This is a genomic window from Actinoplanes oryzae (assembly GCF_030757795.1).
Lineage (GTDB): Bacteria > Actinomycetota > Actinomycetes > Mycobacteriales > Micromonosporaceae > Actinoplanes.
In genome coordinates this window covers 30928-51887 of the sequence record NZ_JAUQWH010000026.1, presented here as the reverse complement: position 1 = coordinate 51887, position 20960 = coordinate 30928, and the positions used below count along the sequence as shown (strand labels likewise).

General features: G+C 72.7%; 17 protein-coding genes. 9 read left to right on the top strand and 8 right to left on the bottom strand.

The features are described from left to right. The first annotated feature begins 246 nt into the window (after nucleotides 1-246). Nucleotides 247-1152 carry a proteasome assembly chaperone family protein gene (locus RBH18_RS11915; protein WP_306206896.1) on the top strand — a complete coding sequence of 302 codons (906 nt, stop codon included), beginning with the start codon at nucleotides 247-249 and terminating at the stop codon, nucleotides 1150-1152. Between the two features lie 5 nt (nucleotides 1153-1157). Here the strand turns inward: RBH18_RS11915 and RBH18_RS11910 are convergent, their stop codons facing one another. After that, nucleotides 1158-3368, bottom strand: coding sequence for an IPT/TIG domain-containing protein (locus RBH18_RS11910; protein ID WP_306206894.1), 2211 nt, complete (start codon nucleotides 3366-3368; stop codon nucleotides 1158-1160). Nucleotides 3369-3536: 168 nt separating this feature from the next. Here RBH18_RS11910 and RBH18_RS11905 point away from each other — a divergent pair, with 168 nt between their 5' ends. After that, nucleotides 3537-5087 (top strand): GAF domain-containing protein, encoded by a 1551-nt coding sequence (locus tag RBH18_RS11905; protein WP_306206892.1) that lies wholly within the window; start codon nucleotides 3537-3539, stop codon nucleotides 5085-5087. On the opposite strand, the gene RBH18_RS11900 is transcribed toward RBH18_RS11905, so the two are convergent. Then, on the bottom strand, nucleotides 5084-5932 hold the full coding sequence (locus RBH18_RS11900; RefSeq protein WP_306206890.1) for an alpha/beta hydrolase: 849 nt from the start codon (nucleotides 5930-5932) through the stop codon (nucleotides 5084-5086). The two genes, RBH18_RS11905 and RBH18_RS11900, sit on opposite strands and share 4 nt — an antisense overlap. 137 nt (nucleotides 5933-6069) lie before the next feature. Here RBH18_RS11900 and RBH18_RS11895 point away from each other — a divergent pair, with 137 nt between their 5' ends. The 7 genes from RBH18_RS11895 to RBH18_RS11865 all read left to right on the top strand — a co-directional run bounded on the left by RBH18_RS11895 (nucleotide 6070) and on the right by RBH18_RS11865 (nucleotide 12809). Then, complete coding sequence (locus RBH18_RS11895; RefSeq protein ID WP_306206928.1) at nucleotides 6070-6714, top strand: hypothetical protein; 645 nt, start codon at nucleotides 6070-6072, stop codon at nucleotides 6712-6714. Between the two features lie 850 nt (nucleotides 6715-7564). After that, nucleotides 7565-8590, top strand: coding sequence for a TolB family protein (locus tag RBH18_RS11890; RefSeq protein WP_306206888.1), 1026 nt, complete (start codon nucleotides 7565-7567; stop codon nucleotides 8588-8590). A 534-nt stretch (nucleotides 8591-9124) separates the two neighbouring features. Next, nucleotides 9125-10882, top strand: a complete 1758-nt coding sequence (locus RBH18_RS11885; RefSeq protein ID WP_306206887.1) for a sensor histidine kinase — start codon at nucleotides 9125-9127, stop codon at nucleotides 10880-10882. A gap of 14 nt (nucleotides 10883-10896) precedes the next feature. Then, on the top strand, nucleotides 10897-11310 hold the full coding sequence (locus tag RBH18_RS11880) for a roadblock/LC7 domain-containing protein (RefSeq protein WP_306206885.1): 414 nt from the start codon (nucleotides 10897-10899) through the stop codon (nucleotides 11308-11310). Nucleotides 11311-11315: 5 nt separating this feature from the next. Continuing rightward, a complete protein-coding gene (locus RBH18_RS11875) occupies nucleotides 11316-11684 on the top strand; it encodes a DUF742 domain-containing protein (protein WP_306206883.1) in 369 nt (122 codons plus the stop codon). Beyond that, nucleotides 11662-12273, top strand: a complete 612-nt coding sequence (locus RBH18_RS11870) for a GTP-binding protein (protein WP_306206881.1) — start codon at nucleotides 11662-11664, stop codon at nucleotides 12271-12273. The genes RBH18_RS11875 and RBH18_RS11870 overlap by 23 nt, the downstream gene beginning before the upstream one ends. Then, nucleotides 12270-12809, top strand: coding sequence for a GAF domain-containing protein (locus tag RBH18_RS11865; RefSeq protein ID WP_306206878.1), 540 nt, complete (start codon nucleotides 12270-12272; stop codon nucleotides 12807-12809). The genes RBH18_RS11870 and RBH18_RS11865 overlap by 4 nt, the downstream gene beginning before the upstream one ends. Nucleotides 12810-12847: 38 nt before the next feature. Here the strand turns inward: RBH18_RS11865 and RBH18_RS11860 are convergent, their stop codons facing one another. The 6 genes from RBH18_RS11860 to trmB form a co-directional block, all read right to left on the bottom strand. Continuing rightward, on the bottom strand, nucleotides 12848-14047 hold the full coding sequence (locus RBH18_RS11860; protein ID WP_306206876.1) for an acyl-CoA dehydrogenase family protein: 1200 nt from the start codon (nucleotides 14045-14047) through the stop codon (nucleotides 12848-12850). Nucleotides 14048-14458: 411 nt separating this feature from the next. Next, nucleotides 14459-15454, bottom strand: a complete 996-nt coding sequence (locus tag RBH18_RS11855; protein ID WP_306206874.1) for an NAD(P)-dependent alcohol dehydrogenase — start codon at nucleotides 15452-15454, stop codon at nucleotides 14459-14461. A 92-nt stretch (nucleotides 15455-15546) separates the two neighbouring features. Beyond that, complete coding sequence (locus RBH18_RS11850) at nucleotides 15547-16035, bottom strand: hypothetical protein (protein WP_306206872.1); 489 nt, start codon at nucleotides 16033-16035, stop codon at nucleotides 15547-15549. A gap of 64 nt (nucleotides 16036-16099) precedes the next feature. Continuing rightward, entirely contained in the window at nucleotides 16100-17893 is a 1794-nt protein-coding gene (gene ggt, locus RBH18_RS11845; RefSeq protein WP_306206869.1) for a gamma-glutamyltransferase, read from the bottom strand. Between the two features lie 74 nt (nucleotides 17894-17967). Next, on the bottom strand, nucleotides 17968-20007 hold the full coding sequence (locus RBH18_RS11840; RefSeq protein WP_306206867.1) for a sensor histidine kinase: 2040 nt from the start codon (nucleotides 20005-20007) through the stop codon (nucleotides 17968-17970). A 48-nt stretch (nucleotides 20008-20055) separates the two neighbouring features. Then, entirely contained in the window at nucleotides 20056-20739 is a 684-nt protein-coding gene (gene trmB, locus RBH18_RS11835; protein ID WP_306206865.1) for a tRNA (guanosine(46)-N7)-methyltransferase TrmB, read from the bottom strand. Between the last annotated feature and the right edge of the window lie 221 nt (nucleotides 20740-20960).

Here is a 20960-nt window from a genome sequence, read left to right as displayed (position 1 = left end):
ATCGCTCCGAGGGGACGAGGGGATCCTGATCCCATTGTGCCTTGCAGATGCACGTGCACGCCAAACCGAGACGGAAAACACTTTCCGCACGTACGCGGTGACGCACGGCGGCCCTCCGAGTCCCCGGCCGGGGGCGGCGGGCCGTACGGGATGATCATGCACGTAGCCGGAATGAATCCGCGCGCGCGGGCGTTGACGTCTCAATGCCCGCCGTGCCGCGGGCATCGTGATGAGGAGGTCCGCAGCGTGCTCGACCCACAGGGGCTCTACGAGTTGGCCGACGACCTGCCCGAGCTGGACGGCGTGGTGCTGATCCAGGCGCTGACGGGGTTCGTCGACGCGGGGAGCGCGATCCAGCTGTCCCGCGAACACCTGCTGGAGGAGTTCGAGAGCCGCGTGCTCGCGACCTTCGACCTCGACCAGCTGCTGGACTACCGGTCCCGGCGCCCGCCCATGATCTTCGTCGAGGACCACTGGGAGAGCTACGAGCGGCCCAGCCTCGCCCTGCACCTCGTCAAGGACCTCACCGGCACCCCCTTCCTGCTGCTCGCCGGCCCCGAGCCGGATCTGCAGTGGGAGCGCTTCATCGCCGCCGTCCGCGAGCTCATCGGCCGCTTCGGCGTGAGCGTCACCGTGGGCCTCAACGCGATCCCGATGGCCGTGCCGCACACCCGCCCGGTCAGCATGACCGCGCACGCCACCGAGCAGCGCCTCCTCGGCGAGCACGAGTCCTGGCTGCAGAAGGTGCAGGTGCCGGCCAGCGTCGGCAACCTCCTCGAGTTCCGCCTCGGCGAGGCCGGCCTGGACGCCATGGGCTACGCCGCCCACGTCCCGCACTACCTGGCGCAGACGTCCTACCCTGCCGCGGCCGAGCTGCTCATCGAGTCGGTCGCCAACAGCACCGGCCTGGTCCTGCCCACCCTGCAGCTGCACGAGGCCGCCGCCGAGGTGCGCGAGGAGGTCGACAAGCAGGTCGCCGACGACGAGCAGGCCGGGCGCCTGGTCACCTCGCTGGAGGCGCAGTACGACGCCTTCGTCCGCGGCCGCGAGGGCAACCTGCTCGCCGAGCCGGGGCGCAACCTGCCCAGCGCCGACGAGCTCGGCGCCGAGCTGGAGCGGTTCCTGGCCGAGCAGTCCCGCGACGGCGACTGAGGTCACTACTTGACGTAGGTGAAGGTCGCCTTGCCGCTGTAACCGGCCGCCGAGCGCAGCTGCACCGACACCTTGCCCGCGGCGTGGCGTACGAGGGTCAGCGTCAGCCGCGTGTCGCTGACCCGCTTGAAGCTGGCCCGCTTGCCGCCCGAGTACGCGAGCGTCACCTTGCTCAGGTACTTGCCGGTCACGGTCACCTTGGTCATCTTCGCGGTGCTGCCCTGCGCCGGGGCCAGCGAGCTGATGACCGGCGGGACCGTCGCGGAGTAGGTGAACGTCCGGCCGGCGCTGACGCCGCCCGGCCCGGTCACCACGACCGAGACCTTGCCGGCCCGGCGCGCCGGTGCCGTGAACTTGAGCTGCGAGTCGGACACCCGGGTGAACGAGACCGCCCGGCCGCCGATGGACACGCGGGTCGCCCCGGTGAAGCCGGCACCGTTGACGACCACCGCGGTGGCCTTGGTCGTCAGCCCGATCGCGGGGCTCAGCGACGTGATCGCCGGCTTGGCGGGCGCCTTCGCGGTGTAGGTGAGCGCGTTGCTCGTACCCCCGGCGGTCGTGACCACCAGCGACGCCGAGCCGGTGGCGCGCTTCTTGACGAAGACCTTCAGCGTGGTCGCGTTGACCACGGTGTAGCCCAGTGCCGTCGTGCCGAGCTTGACCGAGCGGATGTTGACGAGGTTGGTGCCCGTGACGACCACGGTCGTCTGGACGGTGCTGACGCCCGAGGCGGGCGTGAGCTTGCTGAGCGTCGGGACGCCCGACGCCACGTACAGCAGGTAGCGGTAGCCGCTCGTCCCGCCGCCCGTGGTGACCGTCACCGGCACGTTCCCGGTGGTGTGCGCGGGCGCCACGAACGTCACGGTCGTCGGCGAGACCGACGCCGGGGCGACGATCGAGGTGCCCACCTTCACCGAGGTCGTGCCGGCCAGGTCGGTGCCGGTCACGGTGACCGTCGTGCCGCCGTCGCGGCTCACGCTCGACGGGCTGATCGCCGTGAGCGCCGGGGGCGACTGGGTGAACGAGAAGTCGTCGGCCGTACCGCTGCCGTCGCTCGTGCCCGCCGCGTTGGTGACCGTCACGTCGGCCACGCCGAGCACGCCCGCCGGGGCGGACGCGACCAGACGCGTGACGCCGTTGGTGACCGACTTGCTGAAGGTCGCGCTCGTGCCGCCGAAGCGGACCGCGGTCGCCTTGGCCAGCCCGGCGCCGGTGACGGTGACCGACGTGCCCGCCGGCCCCTTCGTCGTCGAGAGGGCCGTCACCTGCGGCGGCACGGTGACCGAGGACGACGGCGTCGAGATGCCGCTGATGGTGTACGCCCCGGAGACCACCGTCTCGACGAAGCTCCACGACAGGTGCGCGTCGCCGTCGTTGCCCCAGCCCGTACCCCACTGGTTGCGCACGTAGATGCCGTCGGCGTCGTACCCGAAGGCGGTGATCATGTGGCCGCCGAGGCTGGTGCCGCTGGTGGTGGTGTAGAGGCTGTGCGGCCCGAGGTCCATGAAGTCCTGGAACACGTTGAAGCCGATCGCGACCGGCTGGTTGTTCGCGAGCGCCTGCTTGATCGCCGTCTCGGCGTTGTCGCCCTGGTTGGCGCCGCTCCACAGCCGGGTCCAGCCGGTGATCTTGTAGTTGGCGGCGTTCGCGATCTCGGCGGCCGTCGGCGCCACCTTGTAGTTGCTGGTGCCCTGGAAGTAGTCGTCCTGGCTGTCGACGCCGTTGTTCTGCACGTTGGCGAGCACGGTGTCGGGGTTGAGGCCCCGGCTCGGCGCACCGCCCGCGACGACGTTGCGCATGTAGAGGAAGAGCGGCGCGTACGGGGAGTCGACCCCGCCGGACTTGTTGGCGTACCAGCCCATGAGGTTGCGCGAGATCGTCCACGCCACGCACTGGCCGATCGAGCCCTGGTCGCCGACCGCGGGAGCGTACGGGCGCAGGTCCACGGCCGCGGGAATCCCGGTCGTCACCGCGCTCGGATTCGCCACGTACCGCTCGGTGTTCGCGACGTACCCGCCGACGTGCGGCTGGGTGCCCGCGATCGTCGCCGAGTCGTCCCACGGGTCGTAGTCGGGCGCTCCGGCCGTACCGTCGGCGGGAATGCCCGCTCCGGGCGGGGGCGGGACCGCGCTCCCGGTGGCGGCGAAGGCGGCCTCTGTCCCGGTCACCAGCGCGAGCGCGGTGACCAGAGAGACCACCAGGGCGGCGCGGGGCATCCTGCTCTCCGTTCGTCGGGCGTTCGCTGACATCGCGCTCCTGATCGGTACGCCGCCGGAGCGGATGAGGAACGGGAACCACCCCGCAACCGGGTTCTCCCGTTCAGCCGCCCGACCGGTCCGCCTTGTCCGATGATGAGGGGGTTCGCGAGTGACAGGAGTTCCGCGGTGGTCTCATTCCGGTCGCGCTCGGCGGAACGGCAGGGCCTGTCCTCGGCCATGCCGATCCCCCGGGACGTCGAGAGCCTCGAGAAGCTGATCGTCGACCTGACCGGCGCCAAGGACGAGGAGTCCACCTGGCGCATCACGGTCGACAGCACGGTGAGCTCGCACAACTTCAGCTACGGGGCCGTGTGGCTGCCGACCGGCTCCGGGCAGGTCGCCGTCGCGTACGAGACCGGGACGATCGTGCGCGAGATGCAGGCCGTGGTGCAGGGCCGTCCCGTGCCCGCCGACGCCGGCCTGGTCGGCAAGGCGATCCGGACAAAACAGCCCGTGTACGTCGGCCAGATGGAGCAGTGCGGCGACTGCCTGCGCTGCCAGGCCGCCGGGCGCACCGGCATGCACGCGGCGATCATCACCCCGGTGATCCGGGACAACCAGGTGATCGCGGCGCTGGAGTACTACTCGTCGGAGCCGCTCTACATCGACGGCCCGCGCAGCGAGAAGTGGGCGTCGATCGCGCGCATCGCCGAGCAGGCCCGGTTCAACGCCCTCGCCGCGGCCGAGCTGCGCCAGGTCGCCGACGACCGGCTCGCCGTCACGAACGTCGTCACCGCCCTCGGCGAGGCCACCGACCCGATGTCGACGCTGCGGATCGCACTCGACTCGGTGCGGTCGGCGTTCGGGTGGGCGTACGGGTCGTTCTGGGAGCTCGACGAGCAGCAGAACGTGCTCAAGTTCAAGATCGAATCGGGCTCGGCCGGCGACGAGTTCCGCAAGGTGACCCTCGCCGCGACGTTCGCCGAGGGCGTCGGCCTCTCCGGGCGCGCCTGGCGCGCCCGGGACCTGGTCTTCGTGCGGGACATCGGCGAGCTGACCGATTGCGTACGCGCCCCCGCGGCGCAGCGGGCCGGCGTGCGCTCGGGCGTGTGCTTCCCGATCCTGAGCCACGGCCGGATCATCGGCACGATGGACTTCTTCACGTCGGAGTACATCGAGCTGTCGGACTCCCGGGCCTCGGCGCTGCGCAACGTGCAGCAGCTGGTCTCGCAGCGGCTCGACATCGTGCGCGCCAACGAGACGTCGACCGAGAACTCGCGCAACCTGCTCGACACGATCTCCCGCCTGCGCGCGGCCAGCGACGACGCCACCCGGGTCGCCCAGGACGCCGTGGCCCGCGCCTCGGAGATGACCCAGGAGGTCGAGGCGCTGGGCCGGGCCTCGACCGCCATCGGCGACGTCATCAAGATCATTTCGGCGATCGCGGACCAGACCAACCTGCTGGCCCTCAACGCGACCATCGAGGCCGCCCGCGCGGGCGAGGTCGGCCGCGGCTTCGCCGTCGTCGCCGGCGAGGTCAAGGACCTGGCGCGCGAGACGGCGGAGGCGACCCAGCGCGTGTCCGAGCAGATCAACGGCATCCAGAACAGCGCGCGTACGGTCTCCAGCGGCATCCTCACGACCAGCGACACCATCGGCCAGATCAGCGCCGTGCAGGAGCGGATGAACGAGGTGCTCGAGGAGCAGGCGCGGATGGCCTCGGCCCTGCAGCTCTAACGCTCCAGCGGCAACCAGTCCAGCACCGCCTGCACGTGCTCGTCCCAGTAGTCCCAGTCGTGCCCGCCGGGGCCGAAGTCGACCTCCAGGCCGACACCCTCCTTGCGAGCCGCCTCGACGAACCGCTCGCTGTGCGGCAACAGGTGGTCGCCGGTGCCGCACCGCACCATCAGCCGCGGCAGCCGGTCGCCCGCCCTCGTCAGCAGGTGCAGCAGATCGTCGTCGGTGCCGGCCGGCGAGACGCCCCCGAACACGCGGCCGATCACCTCGGCGACGTGCGGCCGCTTGTCGTACTCGACCATGTAGGCGAGATCGAGGGCGCCGGAGAGGCTGGCCGCCGCGGCGAAGCGCTCGGGCCGGCGGAGCGCCCACTTCAGCGCGCCGTAGCCGCCCATCGACAGCCCGGCGACGAACGTGTCCTCGCGGCGGGTCGAGACGCGGAACATGCTCTCGACGATCGCGGGAAGCTCCTCGGACAGGAATGTCCAGTGCTTGAGGCCGTACTTCTCGTCGGCGTAGAAGCTGCGATGCACCTGGGGCATGACGACGGCGAGGCCCTGGGCGGCGGCGTAGCGCTCGATCGAGCTGTACCGCGTCCAGGCGGTGTCGTCGTCGGTGAGCCCGTGCAGAAGATAGAGCACCGGCGGCGCGGCCTGCTCTCCTCCCGCCCGGCCTTCCCGCCCTCCTCCCGCCCGGTCCTCGCCCGCCCTTACCTCGCCGGCCTCCTGGTCACCGGGCCGCTGGGGCAGGCCGATCTGCGCGGTGGACCGCTGCGGGAGCACGACGGTCATGGACGTGGCCAGCTCGAGCGCCTCGGACATGAAGTTGCACCGGATCAATGCCATGACCCGAGTGTTCAACAAGATCACGGAACGTGTCGAGCCCCTCACCTGCGCGTTGGGAAATGTCGTACCCGTCGATTAGAATGTATGTACGAAAACGGCCGCTGAGCTGCGGGGAGATCCACGTGACAACGCCTGTGATGCCCACCTCGATCCCGACGATTCCGCCCTACGCGACGATGCTCGCCTTCACCCGCTACGTCGCCCGGACCGGCCCGGCCAAGGCGACCTTCGTGGGTGGCCTGCGCCGCCAGCGCGAGCGCCGCAGCGGCTTCAACCCGCACGGTCAGCTGGTCAAGGCCCTCAAGGCCGACATCGCCTTCCGCACCGGCGGCAGCTACCTGGAGGGCGTCACCGAGCTGGTCAAGCCCCGGTGGAAGCCGCTCTACGAGGCCGTGAGCACCGGCGCCCTGACCTACCTGCGCTCGCTCGGCGACCCGGGTGAGGTCGGCCTGGCACAGACCCGCGAGGCGCTGACCTCGGTCGGCCCGCTCGCCGTGAAGATCAACCCGCACTTCGGCCTGCGCTACGAGGACGGGCGCCGCGAGGCCGTCCGCCTGCACTTCGACGAGCAGCCCCCGACCCCCGAGGCGGTGACGGCCACCCTCCACCTCATGGCCCGCCACATGGACCAGATCCTGCCCAACGCCGAGCCGGTCCTGGTCGACCTGCGCCGCGGCGTGACCCACCGCCCCGACCCGGCCACGAGGACGGCCGACGTGGAGCGCTGGCTGGCCGGCGAGGCCGCGGCCTTCACGGCGATGTGGAGCACCGACGCCGCCTGACACCCCGACGCGCGACCGCCGGGCGGCCGTGCCGCCGCGTGACAGGCGGGCGGCCATGACGCCGCGTGACAGCCGAGCGGCCATGACGCCGCCCGCCGCCACGCGACAGCGGGTGGTCGCAACGCCGCTCGGGGCACGCCCGCCGCCACGCCGCAGATGCGCCCACCGCCACGACCGCCGACGCGCACGGCCGGCGCGCACGGCCGACTACCCGGATGCCCGCCGCCTGGCGCGATGCCGTGCGGCGGGCATTCCGCGTCCGGGTCGCCCGGGTCCCGCGGGGCGCTCGGTCCTGCGAGTCGTCGTCCGGTTCCAGCGGGGCGCTCGGTCCTGCGGCTCGTCCGGTTCCCGCGGGGCGCCCGGTCGCTCGGGTCCCGCGGGGTGCCCGGTCGCGTGGGTGGCTCAGGTTCCGCAGAGCACTGGGCCCACCCGGGGGGGCTGCGGCGCGTGGCCGTGGTGATGTCCGTTCGGGCGATCGCTGCAGCCGGGCGGCCTTTCGCTTGCCGACTCGCGAGGTTCGGTTCTCGCCGGGGAGGCAGTCCCTGCCGGGCGTTGGGGCGGCGCGGGTCGGCCGAGCCGCCGTGCGATCCGGCCTTCGTCCGGGGCGGCACCGGTTCCGGTGTGGGGCGTCACCGGGCGGGGCAGGGCCGGCTTCGGTCGGCGGGGCGGGCGGCTCGTCCGGTTCGGGGGTTTTGTCCGGGCGGGGGAGCGTCCAGGAGCGGGCGGGCGGAGGTTGATCATCCGTTCGGTCCGGATTTGCTGGGGTTTCGGAGTGGGAACCGCTTAGGTGCGGGCCGGTTGCGACGATGACTGCGGTGTAGGCGGAAGACGACGTCGGGGGGCGTTGATCATGCAGGTCCGGATTGCGGCACGGGTGGCGGTGGCGGTGGCGGGCGTCGTCGGGGCGGGGCTGCTCGCCCCGGCGGCGGCCGGGGCAGCGGGGACCACGGCGGCCGCAGCCAAGGCGGGGACCACGGCGGCGGCCAAGGCTGCCCGGGCTTCGGTGCCGGCTTCGGTCGCCTACGTGCGGTCCGGCGACGTGTACGTCAGCCGGGGCGCGGCGGAGTCGCGGGTGACGACCGGCGGCGGCTGGTCGCGGCCGCGGTGGTCGCCCGACGGGCAGTCGATCGCCGTGCTCCGGGCCGGGCAGCTGTGGATCATGAGGGCCGACGGCACCGCGAAGCGCCGGGTCACCACCCGGGCGGCGGCCGGGCCGAGCTGGTCGCCGGACGGGCAGTCGATCGCGTTCGCCTCGCTCTCCTGCTCGGGCGGGCCCGGCGTCTACCGGATCTCGGCGACGACCGTGAACGCGACGCCCGAGGTCGTCTTCCCGGCGTACTGCCGCGGGGAGGAGCTGCCAGCCGAGCCCGCCGCCCAGGCCGCCGCGACCGGATCGCTCAGCGAGCGGCTGCGTACCGACGATGCCGTGGCCTGGTCCCCCGACGGCACGCGCGTCGCCTTCCGCGGCGGGGACTGCGAGTCGGTCTACGACGCCTGCCTGACCGTGGGCACGCTCGCCACGGGGGGCGAGAAGACGGTCGCGGCCTACGGGGGCGGCAGCCGGCAGAACTCGGGCTTCGCGGTCGTGCCCAGCTGGCGTGCCGACGGGGCGAAGCTGGCCTGGACCGCGTACGAGCAGGGGGAGACCCCGGCGGCGAGCCGGCCGGTGCACGTGGTCGAGTACGACACCGCCACCGGCGCCAAGCGCACGATCGGCGCCAGCCAGGACCGCGAGCTCGCGTACATCGACGCCGGCCGCGCCGTGGCGACGGGCACGTACAGGAACGGGTCCTGGGTCATGCTGGTGGACCTGGCGACCGGGGCGCGGACGCCGTTCCAGCAGGGATCGCAGCCGAGCGTCCAGCCCGTGCAGTGATCGTTCAGCCGTGACGCGCGGCGGCGGCCGCGCGTAGCCGGGGCCGGTCCGGAGATCCGGGCCGGCCTTTCCGCGTCTCCCGCACCACACCCCATGGCAGCGCGTCGCGGGCGGCGGGCAGGTGACCGGGCACGCCGGCTTTTCCCCGCGCATTGCCGGCGGACATGGACGGGCGGTCATCGAGAAGAATCTCCCATCCAGAAAAGATGCGTCGAGCAGGCGGCGGGAGTGACGGCGGCGGCCGGGACACCGCCGGAGCGGCCCGGATCACGCTTTCGGATCAGCGGAAGTGCCCGGAAATTTCGGGGCTGTGCCCTTTTGACGCAAGACCGTTACCGGTTCGTCCCAGCGCCCAGGTGAGGGCCCCGGCCTCGCATCCGGGCAGGTCGCGCGGGAGTGATCGGGCTCGATGCGCGGCCGGGTGATTCTTCGTCCCCGCTGGACAAGACGGCCGGGCGCACTAGAGTGGGCGTCGCTTCCACAGTGGATAACCACTGGTCATCCCCCGACGCCTCTCGCCGCTCGAGGATGCTCATGCCCGACAGAGTCATTACCGCCCCGTCCGCTTCGGACGATGCCGTGCTGCGGGGGCGCCTGGTGCGGCTCGGCGTCCTGCCCGCCGCCGCGGCCGCGGTCCTCTTCGCCGTCGCGATCGGCTACCTGTGGTCGGGCGGGGTGGACTCCGCCGACATCGCGCTGATCGCCGCGTTCGTGGCCGGCCTTCTCGTGATCGCGGTGACGGCGGCGCGGGCGGGGCGGGCGGCCCGGCAGGCCGACGAGCGCATCGTCGTGCTGCACGCCGAGGCCGCCGAGGCCCGGGCGTGGGCCGCTGATGCGCGTACCGAGGCGAACCGTGCCCAGAGCGAGGCCGCGCGGGCGCAGGCCGAGGCGAACAGGTCGCGCGCCGACGCCGGGGCCGGGCGCGCCGATCTGGAGGCCACGCGCGCCGAGCTGGCCAAGCAGATGGCCGAGGCGTCGGCGGCCCGGGCCGAGATCGCCACCGCCCGCGCCGTCGTCGCGCAGGCACAGGCCGTCGCCGCCGACGCGCAGACCGCCGCCGCGCATGCCCGGGTCACCCTTGATCTCGTACGCGAGGAGGCCGACCAGGCCCGCGCGGAGGCCGACCAGGCCAGAGCCGCGGCGGCCGAGGCCGTGGTGCTCAAGGAGCGGCTGCGGGAGGCCGAGTCGCGTCCGGTCGCCGTGCGCACGCAGGCCGGCCGGCAGGTGGAAGTCTTCGTGAACCTGTCGCGGCGGCTGCAGTCGCTGGTGCACCGCGAGATCATGCTGCTCGACGCGCTGGAGAACGAGGTCGAGGACCCCGACCTGCTCAAGGGCCTGTTCCAGGTCGATCACCTGGCGACCCGGATCCGGCGCCACGCCGAGAACCTCGCGGTGCTCGGCGGCACGGTCTCGCGCCGGCAGTGGAGCCGGCCGGTCGTGCTGACCGAGGTGCTGCGGTCGGCGATTGCCGAGGTGGAGCACTACTCGCGGGTCAAGCTGGTGCCGCCGATCGAGGGCACCGTGCCCGGCCACGCCGTCGCGAGCATCATCCACCTGGTCGCCGAGCTCATCGAGAACGCCACGATGTTCGCGCCGCCGCAGACGCAGGTGCTGCTGCGGGCGCAGGCGGTGGCCGCGGGCATGGTCGTCGAGGTGGAGGACCGCGGGCTGGGCATCCCCTCCCCCGACCGCGAGCGGGTCAACCGGCTGCTCGCCGACCCCGACGACGTGGACCTCGACGAGCTGCTGCAGGACGGCCGGATCGGCCTCTTCGTGGTGTCGATGATCGCCCGTCAGCACGGCATCACCGTGCAGCTGCAGAGCAACATCTACGGCGGGACGCAGGCCGTGGTCGTCCTGCCGCGCCAGCTTCTCGGCCCGGTCTCCGAGGAGGGCGGGACGGCGGTGGTCCAGGCCGCCGCGCCCGTCTCGCCGGCCCCGACGGTACGGGCGACAGCCCGCGCCCAGCTCACCGCACCACCGCCCGTGTGGCCCGCCCCGGCCGCTCCCACCCCCGAGGAAGGCAGTGCCCCCGGCAGCGGCGAGGAGTCCGACACCGACGTCATGCTCCTGGCCGGCGACGCCGAGACCGACCCCGCCGACTCCCCGCCCCCGCTCCCCCGCCGGCACAGCCAGACCCACCTGGCGCCGCAGCTGCAGGCGGGCCCCCCGGAGCGGGCCGCCGACCCCGACGAGGACACCGAGGTGCACGACCCCGGCCTGATGGCGTCCTTCCTGCGGGGTGTCTCGCGAGGCGAGGCAGGCGAGCCGGCCGGCACCGAGCCCCGCTGAGAAAGGTCCCCCCCATGCTCACCAACGATCAGGTCCGCCCCGCCCAGAACCTCGTCTGGCTGCTGTCCGGCCTCGCCGACCGCGTCCCGCACACCCGCAGCGTGCTGCTGCTCTCCTCGGACGGGCTGCGCAAGGCCGCGCACGGACTCGACGACGACAGCGCGGACCACCTCGCGGCGATCGCCTCCGGGCTGTTCTCCCTGGCGCGCAGCGCGGGCATCCGGTTCGACGGCGGCGACGACGTGCGCCAGGTGGTGGCCGAGCTGGACGGCTCGCTGCTCTTCGTGACCGCGGCGGGCTCCGGCGCGGTGCTCGCCGTCCTCGCCGGCAAGGCCGCCGACCCGGGCGTGCTCGGTTACGAGATGGCCCAGCTGGTCAAGAGCGTCAGGCCCTATCTGGGTACGCCCGCCCGGCCCCCGGTGCGGTGACGTCCGTGGGTGCTGAGCACGAGCAGTGGCTCGACGAGGCGGCGGGGCGGCTCGTCCGGCCGTACACGGTGAGCAACGGACGCACCGAGCCCAGCACCCGCATGGAACTGCTGTCCATGGTCATCGCGACCGGCCGGCAGCCGCACGGCCACCTCGAGCCGGATCACGCCCAGGCGCTCGGCCTCTGCCGCAGCCCGACAACCGTCGCCGAGGTGGCCGCGCGCCTGCGCCTGCCGGCCGTCGTCACCAAGATCCTGCTCTCGGACCTCGTCGACGCCGGCGCCGTGCACACCCGGTCGCCCGGCAAGCCCGACGAACCCACCACCACGGCGGTACTGGAGACCATTCTCGATGCGCTACAACGACGGCTCTGAGCCCTCGATCCCCCTTCCCACGGCGCTCAAGCTGCTCATCGCGGGCGGGTTCGGCGTCGGCAAGACCACCTTCGTGGGCGCGGTCAGCGAGATCGAGCCGCTGCGCACGGAGGAGCTCATCACGTCCGCCAGCATCGGCACGGACAACCTGGCCGGCGTGGAACAGAAGGCGACCACGACGGTGGCCCTCGACTTCGGCCGCATCACGGTCGACCGGGACCACATCCTCTACCTGTTCGGCACGCCCGGTCAGGAGCGCTTCTGGTTCATGTGGGACGAGCTGTCCGCGGGCGCGCTCGGCGCGGTGGTGCTCGCCGACACGCGCCGGCTGCAGGACTGCTTCGCCGCCGTGGACTTCTTCGAGTCGCGCGGCATCCGGTTCGTCGTCGCGGTCAACGAGTTCGACGGCGCGTACAAGTATCAGGCGCGGGATCTGCGCGCGGCGCTCGACCTGGACCCCGCGATCCCGATCGTCACCTGCGACGCCCGGGACACCCGCTCCGCCACGGGCGTACTGATCCGCCTCGTGCGGCACCTGCTCGGCAACGCCCCCACCCCCTTCCCGACGCCCGTAGGGAGCCCGGCATGATCTACGACTCCGTCCCGCACCAGCCGCTGACCCCGGTCGACCCCGAGGTGCCCCTGCGCATGCGCCGCCTCGCCGACCTGGGCCTGGGCGACCAGCCGGTGCCCGAGTTCGACGAGTTCGCGCGGCGGCTGACGGAGGTGACCGGCGCCCCGTACGCGATGGTCAACTTCATCAGCGCCGACCGCCAGTACTTCGCCGGCCTGCACACCGTCTCCCGCGGCGACGACAGCGCGACGCCCGGCCGGGTCATGGACCGCGACCACGGCTACTGCCCGCACGTGGTGGTCCGCCGCAAGGCGCTGGTCCTCGACGACGTGTGCGACTACCCGCGGTTCGCCGGCAATCCGGTGGTCGACGAGATCGGCATCCGCTCGTACCTGGGGGCGCCGCTCATCGACCGCACGGGCACGACGCTGGGCACGATCTGCGTGGTCGACGTGGAGCCGCGGCCGTGGGGCCGGCCGGGCCTGGAGACGATCAAGTCGATGGCCGCCGAGCTGATCGAGCAGATCCACCGCCGCGAGGACGGCCGCTGACACGCTGCGCACGACCCGCCAGCGACACCGGCGCGGGGTCAGCTGGTGACGGCCTCGGGCGACGGGTGGGCGGCGAGGCGCTCGGACCACTGGCCCTTCGCCGTGCCGAGGGCGAACTCGGCGAGGCGCAGCAGCTGGACGTCGGAGGTGCCGGCCGGGGCGTAGATGTGGTGGGCGTCGCGCAGGTAGCGTTCCACGGGGCGGTCGGGGAAGAGGCCGGCCGCCGCGTGGATCTCCATGGCGTTGCGGGCACTGTCCAGAGCGGACTCGACGTTGACGAACTTCGCGTTCATCAGCTCGGCGTCGCACGGCAGGCCCTGGTCCAGCGTGTGCACGGCGTGGTAGGCCGCCAGCCGGGCCGTCATGAGCCGGGACTGCATCTGGCCCAGCTTGAGCTTGATCGGCAGCAGGTCCCCGAGCGGCTTGCCGTAGCGGTGCCGGTCGGTGACGAAGGCGGTCGTCTCCTCCACGAGCGCCTGGTGGATGCCGAGGGCGACCGCGGTCAGGTTCGCCCGGCCGTACAGGATGCTGGAGGAGTAGGCCACCGGCAGGCCGTCGCCCTCGGCACCCAGCCGGTTGGCCGCCGGGATCCGGCAGTTGTCGAAGATGAGCTCGCCGAAGCTGAAGCCGTGCAGCCCCAGCGCGGGCCGGTGCTCGCCGAGCGAGAAGCCGGGCCGGTCCGCCTCGACGAGGAACGCCGACAGCCCCTTGGACCCCGGCCCGGTCCGGACGACCACGCCGTGCAGGTCGCCGACGTGGCTGTTGCCGACGTACACCTTGCCGCCGTTGAGGATGTAGTCGTCGCCGTCGCGTACGGCCGTCGTGGTCATGCCGAGCACGTGGCCGCCGGACTCCTCCTCGGTGACGGCGATCGTGGGCAGGCAGTCGCCGGCGGCGATGCGCGGCAGCCAGGTGGCCCGCTGCTCGTCGTCGCCGAAGTGCAGGATCTTCGCGACGCCGAGCTGGGACGCCTGGACCATCGCGCCCATCGCCCCGCTGACCCGGGCCAGCTCCTCGATGATGATTGTCTTGGCGAGGTGACCGAGGCCCATGCCGCCGTACTCCGGGCCGATGGTGACCCCGATCCAGCCCTGCCGGGCGATGAGGCGGGCGAGGTCGTGCTGGACGCCGCGTGCGGCCTCCATCTCACCGACGCGCAGGCGCACCTCGGTCTCGGCGAACGCCCGCACCTCCTTGCGCAGCCGATCATGGCGTTCGGTCAAGAAATAGGCGTCCACTGCAACTCCTCGGGGGGTCGGCAAGCGGCGGGGGAAGCCGGGAGGGGGAAGGGGCGCGTACACCGATGGGCACGCCACAGTTCTCGCCGCTGATCGTATCCAGACGAACACTCATAGTGATAGATCAAGGTTTCCGAAACGTCACACGAATCCCCGCGCGGCACGGGCGGACCCGGGCGAATCCGTCCACAATAGAGGCGCCGGGGCGCCTTCATCGGGAATCAGCATGATCGACTGATAATCGGCCGATTTGCGGCCATGATCCGCACCGGCCCGGCCGCCCGCGCCACGCCGCCCGGCCCCGCTAATCGAAGTCGGCCAGGGCCCGGGCGGCGCTCATCAAAGTCGACCAGGCCCGGGCGGCGCTCATCAAAGTCGGCCAAAGCCCGGGCGGCGCGGCGCCCGACCGGATCAGACGGGCTGCTCGTCGCGCTCGTCGACGGCGATGACGACCGCCCCGAGCCGCTGCTCGGTCTCGACCCGGCGATGCGCGACGGCGGCCTCCGCCATCGGGTAGATCCGGTCGACGATCGGCCGCACCACACCCGCCTCGATCAGCTTGGTCAGCGTGGCCAGGGCCTCGCTCGTCTCCGGGGCGAAGGCCACGGTGACGGTCTTGTCGGTGAACCGGGTGGCCGGCACCGAGCGGACGAGCACCGACAGGCGGGGATTGCCGTGCAGATAGCGCCCGCCCGGCCGCAGCATGCCGACGAGCCGCCGGTACGGGCTCGCGGCGACCATGTCGAAGATGACATCGAACGTCCGGCCCGTGGTCGTCACGTCGACTGTGGAGTAGTCGACGAAGTCGCCGGCCCCGAGACGCCGGACGAAGTCCTCTTTGGTCCCGTGGTCGACCGCGGTGACGTCCGCCCCCATCGAGCGCGCGATCTGGACGGCGTGGGCGCCGATGCTGCCACCGGCCCCGTTGATCAGCACCTGCTCCCCCGGCCTGATCCGCGCGCGACGCATGAAGTGCAGGGCGTTGAGGCCGCCCAGCGGGACGGCGGCCGCCTCGGCGAACGTCATCGTGCGGGGCTTGGGCGCGAGGGCGGCGCGGTCCGGCAGGACGACGAATTCGCCGTACGCACCCAGTCGCAGGCCGGTGCAGCCGTACACCTGATCGCCCGGGGCGAAGCGGGTGACCCGCCCGCCGGCCGACACCACCTCACCCGCGAAGTACATGCCCAGGACGGGACGCCGCGGCCGCGTGACCCCGAGCACGAGGCGCAGCGGGAGCCAGGTCGCCTTCACCGGGAACCGGAAGCTCCGGAACTCGCAGTCGGACTTGGTCGCCTCGGCCGCCCGTACCCTGATCAGGATCTCCCGATCGCCGGGGACCGGCGCGGGCACGTCGGCCAGGCGCAGGACGTCCGGCCCTCCATAGCGGGTGTACGTGACGGCCCTCACGCGGTCATCGGATCCGGTCGCGGGCCGGCTGTCAACCCCGCGACGGACAGCGTGCCGACATGCGGCAGAACCGGACGTCGCAATTCCCCGGGCTACGGCCGCCGGCTCAGGGCCCGGGTCAGCCGGTCGCGGAGGTCGCGGCTGAAGGGGCTCCCCTCGTCGGGGGTCACCATCGTGATCAGCGACAGGCCGGCGGTGACCAACACTGCCGGGTGCGGGGAGAAGCGGAAACCCCGGTCCTCGTACGGCTCCTCGTCGACGCGGATGGCCGTCGTGGACCGCGGCGACGGCCGGTACAGCACCGCGAACGGGCCCTCGCCGTCGTCCCTGAGGTCGTAGCCGTAGTCGTCCCAGTCCTTCTCCATGCCCTTGTCCCGGGCGACATACAGCTCGCCGGTCCCGGCCGGGACGTGGTCGCGCGTCCGGAGCCAGGGCAGGAACGGCCCGATCGCGGTCTCCTCCGCCTCGCTCCGCCCGACCAGCATGTGCGGCCATCGGTTGTGCAGGCCGTCCAGCATCGCCCGGACGGCGGGGCCGGCCGGCGACCGGGCGATCATGACGCTGTCGTAACCGGTGATCATCCCGCCGCCTTCGGTGGACATGGGCCCGGGACGGCTCGGGGGAGCCGTCCCGGGTTTCGGGCGGTCAGCGGGACGGCTTGACGACCGCTGCCGCCCCGCCGCCGCGCCGGGCGGGCTCGGCGGTGGCGATCAGGCCGCCGTGCCTGGTGAACTCGATCGCCGTCGCCGCGCCCAGCTCGGCGACGTCGGGGCCGAACGTGTGGCCGAGGGCTTCGAGCTGCGGGCCGTACCGGGCGTGGAAGGCGGGCTCGGCCTGGATGCCGGCGGTGTTGCGCTGCGACGCGCGCGGGGCGGCCATCGCCTGCGGCAGGGTCATGCCGAGGTCGACCCGGTTGAGCAGGATCTGCAGCACCGTCGTGATGATGGTGGCGCCGCCCGGCGAGCCGAGCGCGAGGAACGGCTTGCCGTCCTTCAGCACGACGGTCGGCGACATCGAGCTGCGGGGACGCTTGTTCGGGCCAGGCAGGTTCGGGTCGGGCGCGGTGCCCTGCGTGCCGGTGAAGTTGAAGTCGGTCAGCTCGTTGTTGAGCAGGAAGCCCCGGCCGGGCACGACCATCGCGTTGCCGCCGGTCTGCTCGATCGTGAGCGTGTACTCGACGACGTTGCCCCACTTGTCGCTGACGGTCAGGTTGGTGGTGCTCTGCCCCTGCTCGACGGGGCCACCGACGGCGGCGGGCGAGCAGCCGGTCGCGTTGATGTCGCCGGGGGCGACCGGCTTGGTCAGGGCGCGCGACGGGTTGATCTGGCAGGCGCGCTGACCGGCCCAGGAGTCGCTGACCAGCTTCTTCAGGATGCTGTCCGGCGTGTACGCGCCGACGTAGCGGTTGCGGTCGGCGAAGGACAGGGCGGAGGCTTCGGCGTACCAGTGCAGGGCTTTGATGGTGTCTGCCTGGGACAGCTTGGTCCGCTCCAGGATGTTGAGCGCCTCGCTGACGGCGACACCACCGCTGGACGGCGTCGACATGCCGTAGACGGTCAGCCCGCGGTAGTCCGACTTCGTGGGCGCCGGGTAGCGCACCTGGTAGTTCCTGAGGTCGGAGAGCCGCAGGTCGCCGGGGCGGATCGGGTAGGCCCACGGCTGCGCCGGGTCGGTGGCCACGGGCGGATTCTGCACCGTACGCACGATGTCCGCACCGACCGCGCCGCGGTAGAAGACGCCGGTGCCCTTGCGCGCGATCAGCCGGTAGGTGTCGGCCAGATCCGGATTGCGCTGGACGCTGCCGACCGCGGGCGGCGCGCCACCGGGCAGGTACAGGTCACGGGTCGAGCTGAACTGCGCGAACGCGGCCAGGTTGTCGGTGACCTGCTGGTTGAAGGTGGCGTCGACGGCGAAGCCCCGATCGGCCACGGCGGCGGCCGGCTGCAACAGGCTGCCCAGCGAGCGGCTGCCCCACTTGCGCGTCGCGGCCTCCCACGTGGCGAGCGTACCGGGCGTGCCGGCGGAAAGACCGCTGACCCGGGCCTCCGGGAAGTCGTACGGCAACCCGTCCGCCGGATCGATGAAGGTACGCTCGGTCATCGTCGCCGGCCCGGACTCCCGCCCGTCGATCGTGCTGACCGTCCGGCGCTTGGCGTCGTAGTAGACGAAGAAGCCGCCGCCGCCGATCCCCGCGGAGAACGGCTCGGTGACGCCGAGGGTGGCAGCCGCGGCCACGGCGGCGTCGACCGCGTTGCCGCCACGGCGCAGCACGTCGAGGCCGACAGCGGTGGCGGTCGCGTCCACGGTGGTGACGGCGCCTCCGTACCCGATCGCCGTGGGGGTTGCCTTCGTGCCGTGCGCGCTCGCCCCGGTGGGCACGAGCGCCGTCGTGGCGATCGCCACGACCGCCGTGATCGGCAGGGCCAAAGTGGATCTCATCGTGCCTCCGGAACGAGAAGGGACCCCTCCTCCCTACCGGCCCCGGCCCACCGGCACAACTCGGAGCGCCGATGTCAGCGGGCGTCGAGCGGCAGGCGGACGCGGATGGTGGTGCCCGGGCCGTCGTCGTCGATGAGCTCGATGCTGCCGTGGTGCCGCTGGACGACCGCGCGGCTCAGGGTGAGGCCCAGGCCCGTACCCGGAATGGCTCTGTCCCTTGCCCGGCTCGTCCGGTAGAGGCCGGTGAACATCTTCTCGCGCTCGTCCGGGGAGACGCCGATGCCGGTGTCCGAGACGGACAGTTCCGCCGCCCGGCCCTCCTCGCGCAGCGTGACGGTGACGCGGCCGCCGTCCGGGCTGTAGCGGACCGCGTTGCCGAGCAGGTTGTCGAGGACCTGGCGCAGGCGCTTGCGGTCCCCGGGCAACACCAGCTGCGGGGGCAGGTCGGCGTCGATGGTGAGCGGTTCCCCGTCGACTGCTTCCCGCGTACGGGCGACGGCCTCGCGCACCACCTCGGCCAGGTCGATGGGCGTGAGCTGCACCTCGGCGTGCCCGGTGTCGAGAGCGGACAGTTCCAGCAGCTCGCCGATGATGTGCCGCAGCTGCGTGGTGTTCCGGTCGACGACCTCCAGCATCGCCGGCCCGTCCTCGGTGAGCGTCTTCGCGTCGGCCTCGCGCAACAGCTCCGTGTACGCCGCGATGGACGTCAGCGGCGTCCGCAGCTCGTGCCCGATCAGCGCCAGGTACTCGTTCTTGGTCCGGATCAGCTGGCGTTGCAGGTCCTCCACCAGCCGCGCCTCGAGGAACTGCCCGATGTGCGCGGCGATGCCGGACATCAGGGCGACGAGCTCGTCCTCGTGGTTCTCCGCGCTGTCGGCGAAGACCGAGAGCACGCCCAGCGCCTCGAGCCCGTGCCGCACCGGGATGGCCAGCGCGGCGTGCAGCCGGGACTCGGCGGCGGTCTCCGGCGAGATGAGGCTCTGCGGGCGGCCGACGTCGCGGATCCACAGCGGCTTGCCGGCCTGCCACGCGCGGCCGGCGAGCCCGACGCCGTACGGCAGCTCGTCCGGGACCTCGATGCCCCCGTCCCAGGTCGGGGCGCTCCACTGCGCCGCCGAGCGGATCGTCTGCGCCGCGTCGTCGACCAGCCACAGCTCGGCGTGGGTCCAGCCCAGGGTCCGGACGATGGCCTCCAGCACGCGGGGCCCGGCCGCCTCGACGGTACGGGCCTCCGCCAGCGCCGTGATCACCTCGATCTCGCACGTCCGGAACCGCTCGGCCCGTTTGCGCCGGGTCACGTCCTGCATCGCCTGGACGGCGCCGATCGTGTCGCCGGCCGGCCCGGTGATCGGCTGCGCGTCCACGACGTAGTGGCGCGTGGGGCGCCCGCGGCCCTGCAGCTCGACCTCGTGGTTGCGGACGGGCTCCCCGCGCAGTGCCCGCAGGATCGCGATGTCCGCGCGCCGGACCGGCTCCCCTGTCCCGTCGGTGAAGCCGGCGATCACGTCGATGTCCGCCATCGTGCGCGGCAGCGGGCGGTCGCCCCAGAGCTGCTGCATCCGCTTGTTGAGCAGCACCACGTTGCCGTCGGCGTCGCAGGCCGTGACGCCGTCGTGCAGGCTGTCGAGCACGGCGTCGAGGAACCGGCGCTGCCGGTCGATCTCCTGCCGGGCCCGGTGCTCGGTGATGAGCAGCGTGCCGACCCGGGCGCCCTCGGCGACGGCGGCCACGTCGGCGTCCTCCCACTTCCGGGGCTCCGGCTCCACCACGCAGCACATGCCGAGGATGTCGCCGTGCTCGCCCCGGATCGGGAACGCCAGGAACGCCCCGGGCCGCCGTCCCGGCGCCTCGACGGGCCACTCCCCGGTGGTGAGGTCGTCGATGACCAGCTCCTTGCCGGTGGACACGACGATGCCCGCGAGGCCCTCGTCCATGGGCAGGTCACTGATCCGCTCGCGCGGGGTCTCCAGGCCGTAGCCGCCCCAGAGCCGCAGCCGGCCGTCCTCGGCGAAGTGCACGAGGGCGCACGGCGCGCGGGTCGCCCGGGCCACGAGCGCGGCGAGGTGATCCGCGGCGCCACTGTTCAGCGCGCCGGCGTCTTCGCTGAGTGGCATGCGCGACCTCCGCCTCTCAGCGTACGGTCCGCAGCCCCCCGAAACAGGTCAAATGCGGCGAAACACCAGGTCGACGATGGCCCGCCCGGCCCGGACCCCCCGCTGCTCGAACTTCGTCAGCGGCCGCTCCTCCGGCCGCGGGGCGAAGCCGTCGTACGCGTTGACCAGCCCCGGATCAGCGTCCAGCGTCTCCAGCATCGCCTCGCCGTAGTGCGCCCAGTCGGTGGCGCAGTGCAGGGTCCCGCCCGGCCTGAGCCGCTCCCGCAGCAGCGCCACGTTGGCCGGCTGGATGAGGCGCCGCTTGTGATGCCGCGCCTTCGGCCACGGGTCGGGAAAGAACGCGTGCACGGCGTCGAGACTCCCCGGCGACAGCCGCCGGACCAGCTCCATCGCGTCGCCATGGGCCACCCGGACGTTGCCGAGGCCCCGCTCCCCGACCAGCGCCAGCAGATTCGCGATGCCGGGCGTGTGCACCTCGATCCCCAGATAGCTCCGCCCGGGATCGGCCGCCGCCATCGCCGCGGTGCTGTCCCCCATGCCGAAGCCGATCTCGAGCAGGACCGGCGCCTCCCGCCCGAACAGCTCGGCGAGGTCCAGTGGGCTGCGGTCGCCGTCCTCGATCGTGATCCCGAACCGGGGCCACAACTCCGCGAAGGCCTCGGCATGCCGGTTGCCCATGCGCCCCCGGCGCGGGTGAAAGGTCCGGATCGGTCGCGCGTCGGTGTCGTCCATCAGACGCCAAGTCTAGGGAACGCCCCGTTCCGGCCCGGCGCCGCGGCGCCGCTTTCAGCCGGTGGCGTGCCCGCGCGGGCGGCGACGGGGGTACGGGTCGGCACCGCTGAGTGCCGCCAGGTGCGTCCTGGGCCCGCAGTACCGCCCCGACGATGCCCTTCGCTGCCTCGGCCACGGGCGGGACCCGATCGTCGTCATGGTCGAGGCGCCAGGCCGCAGGG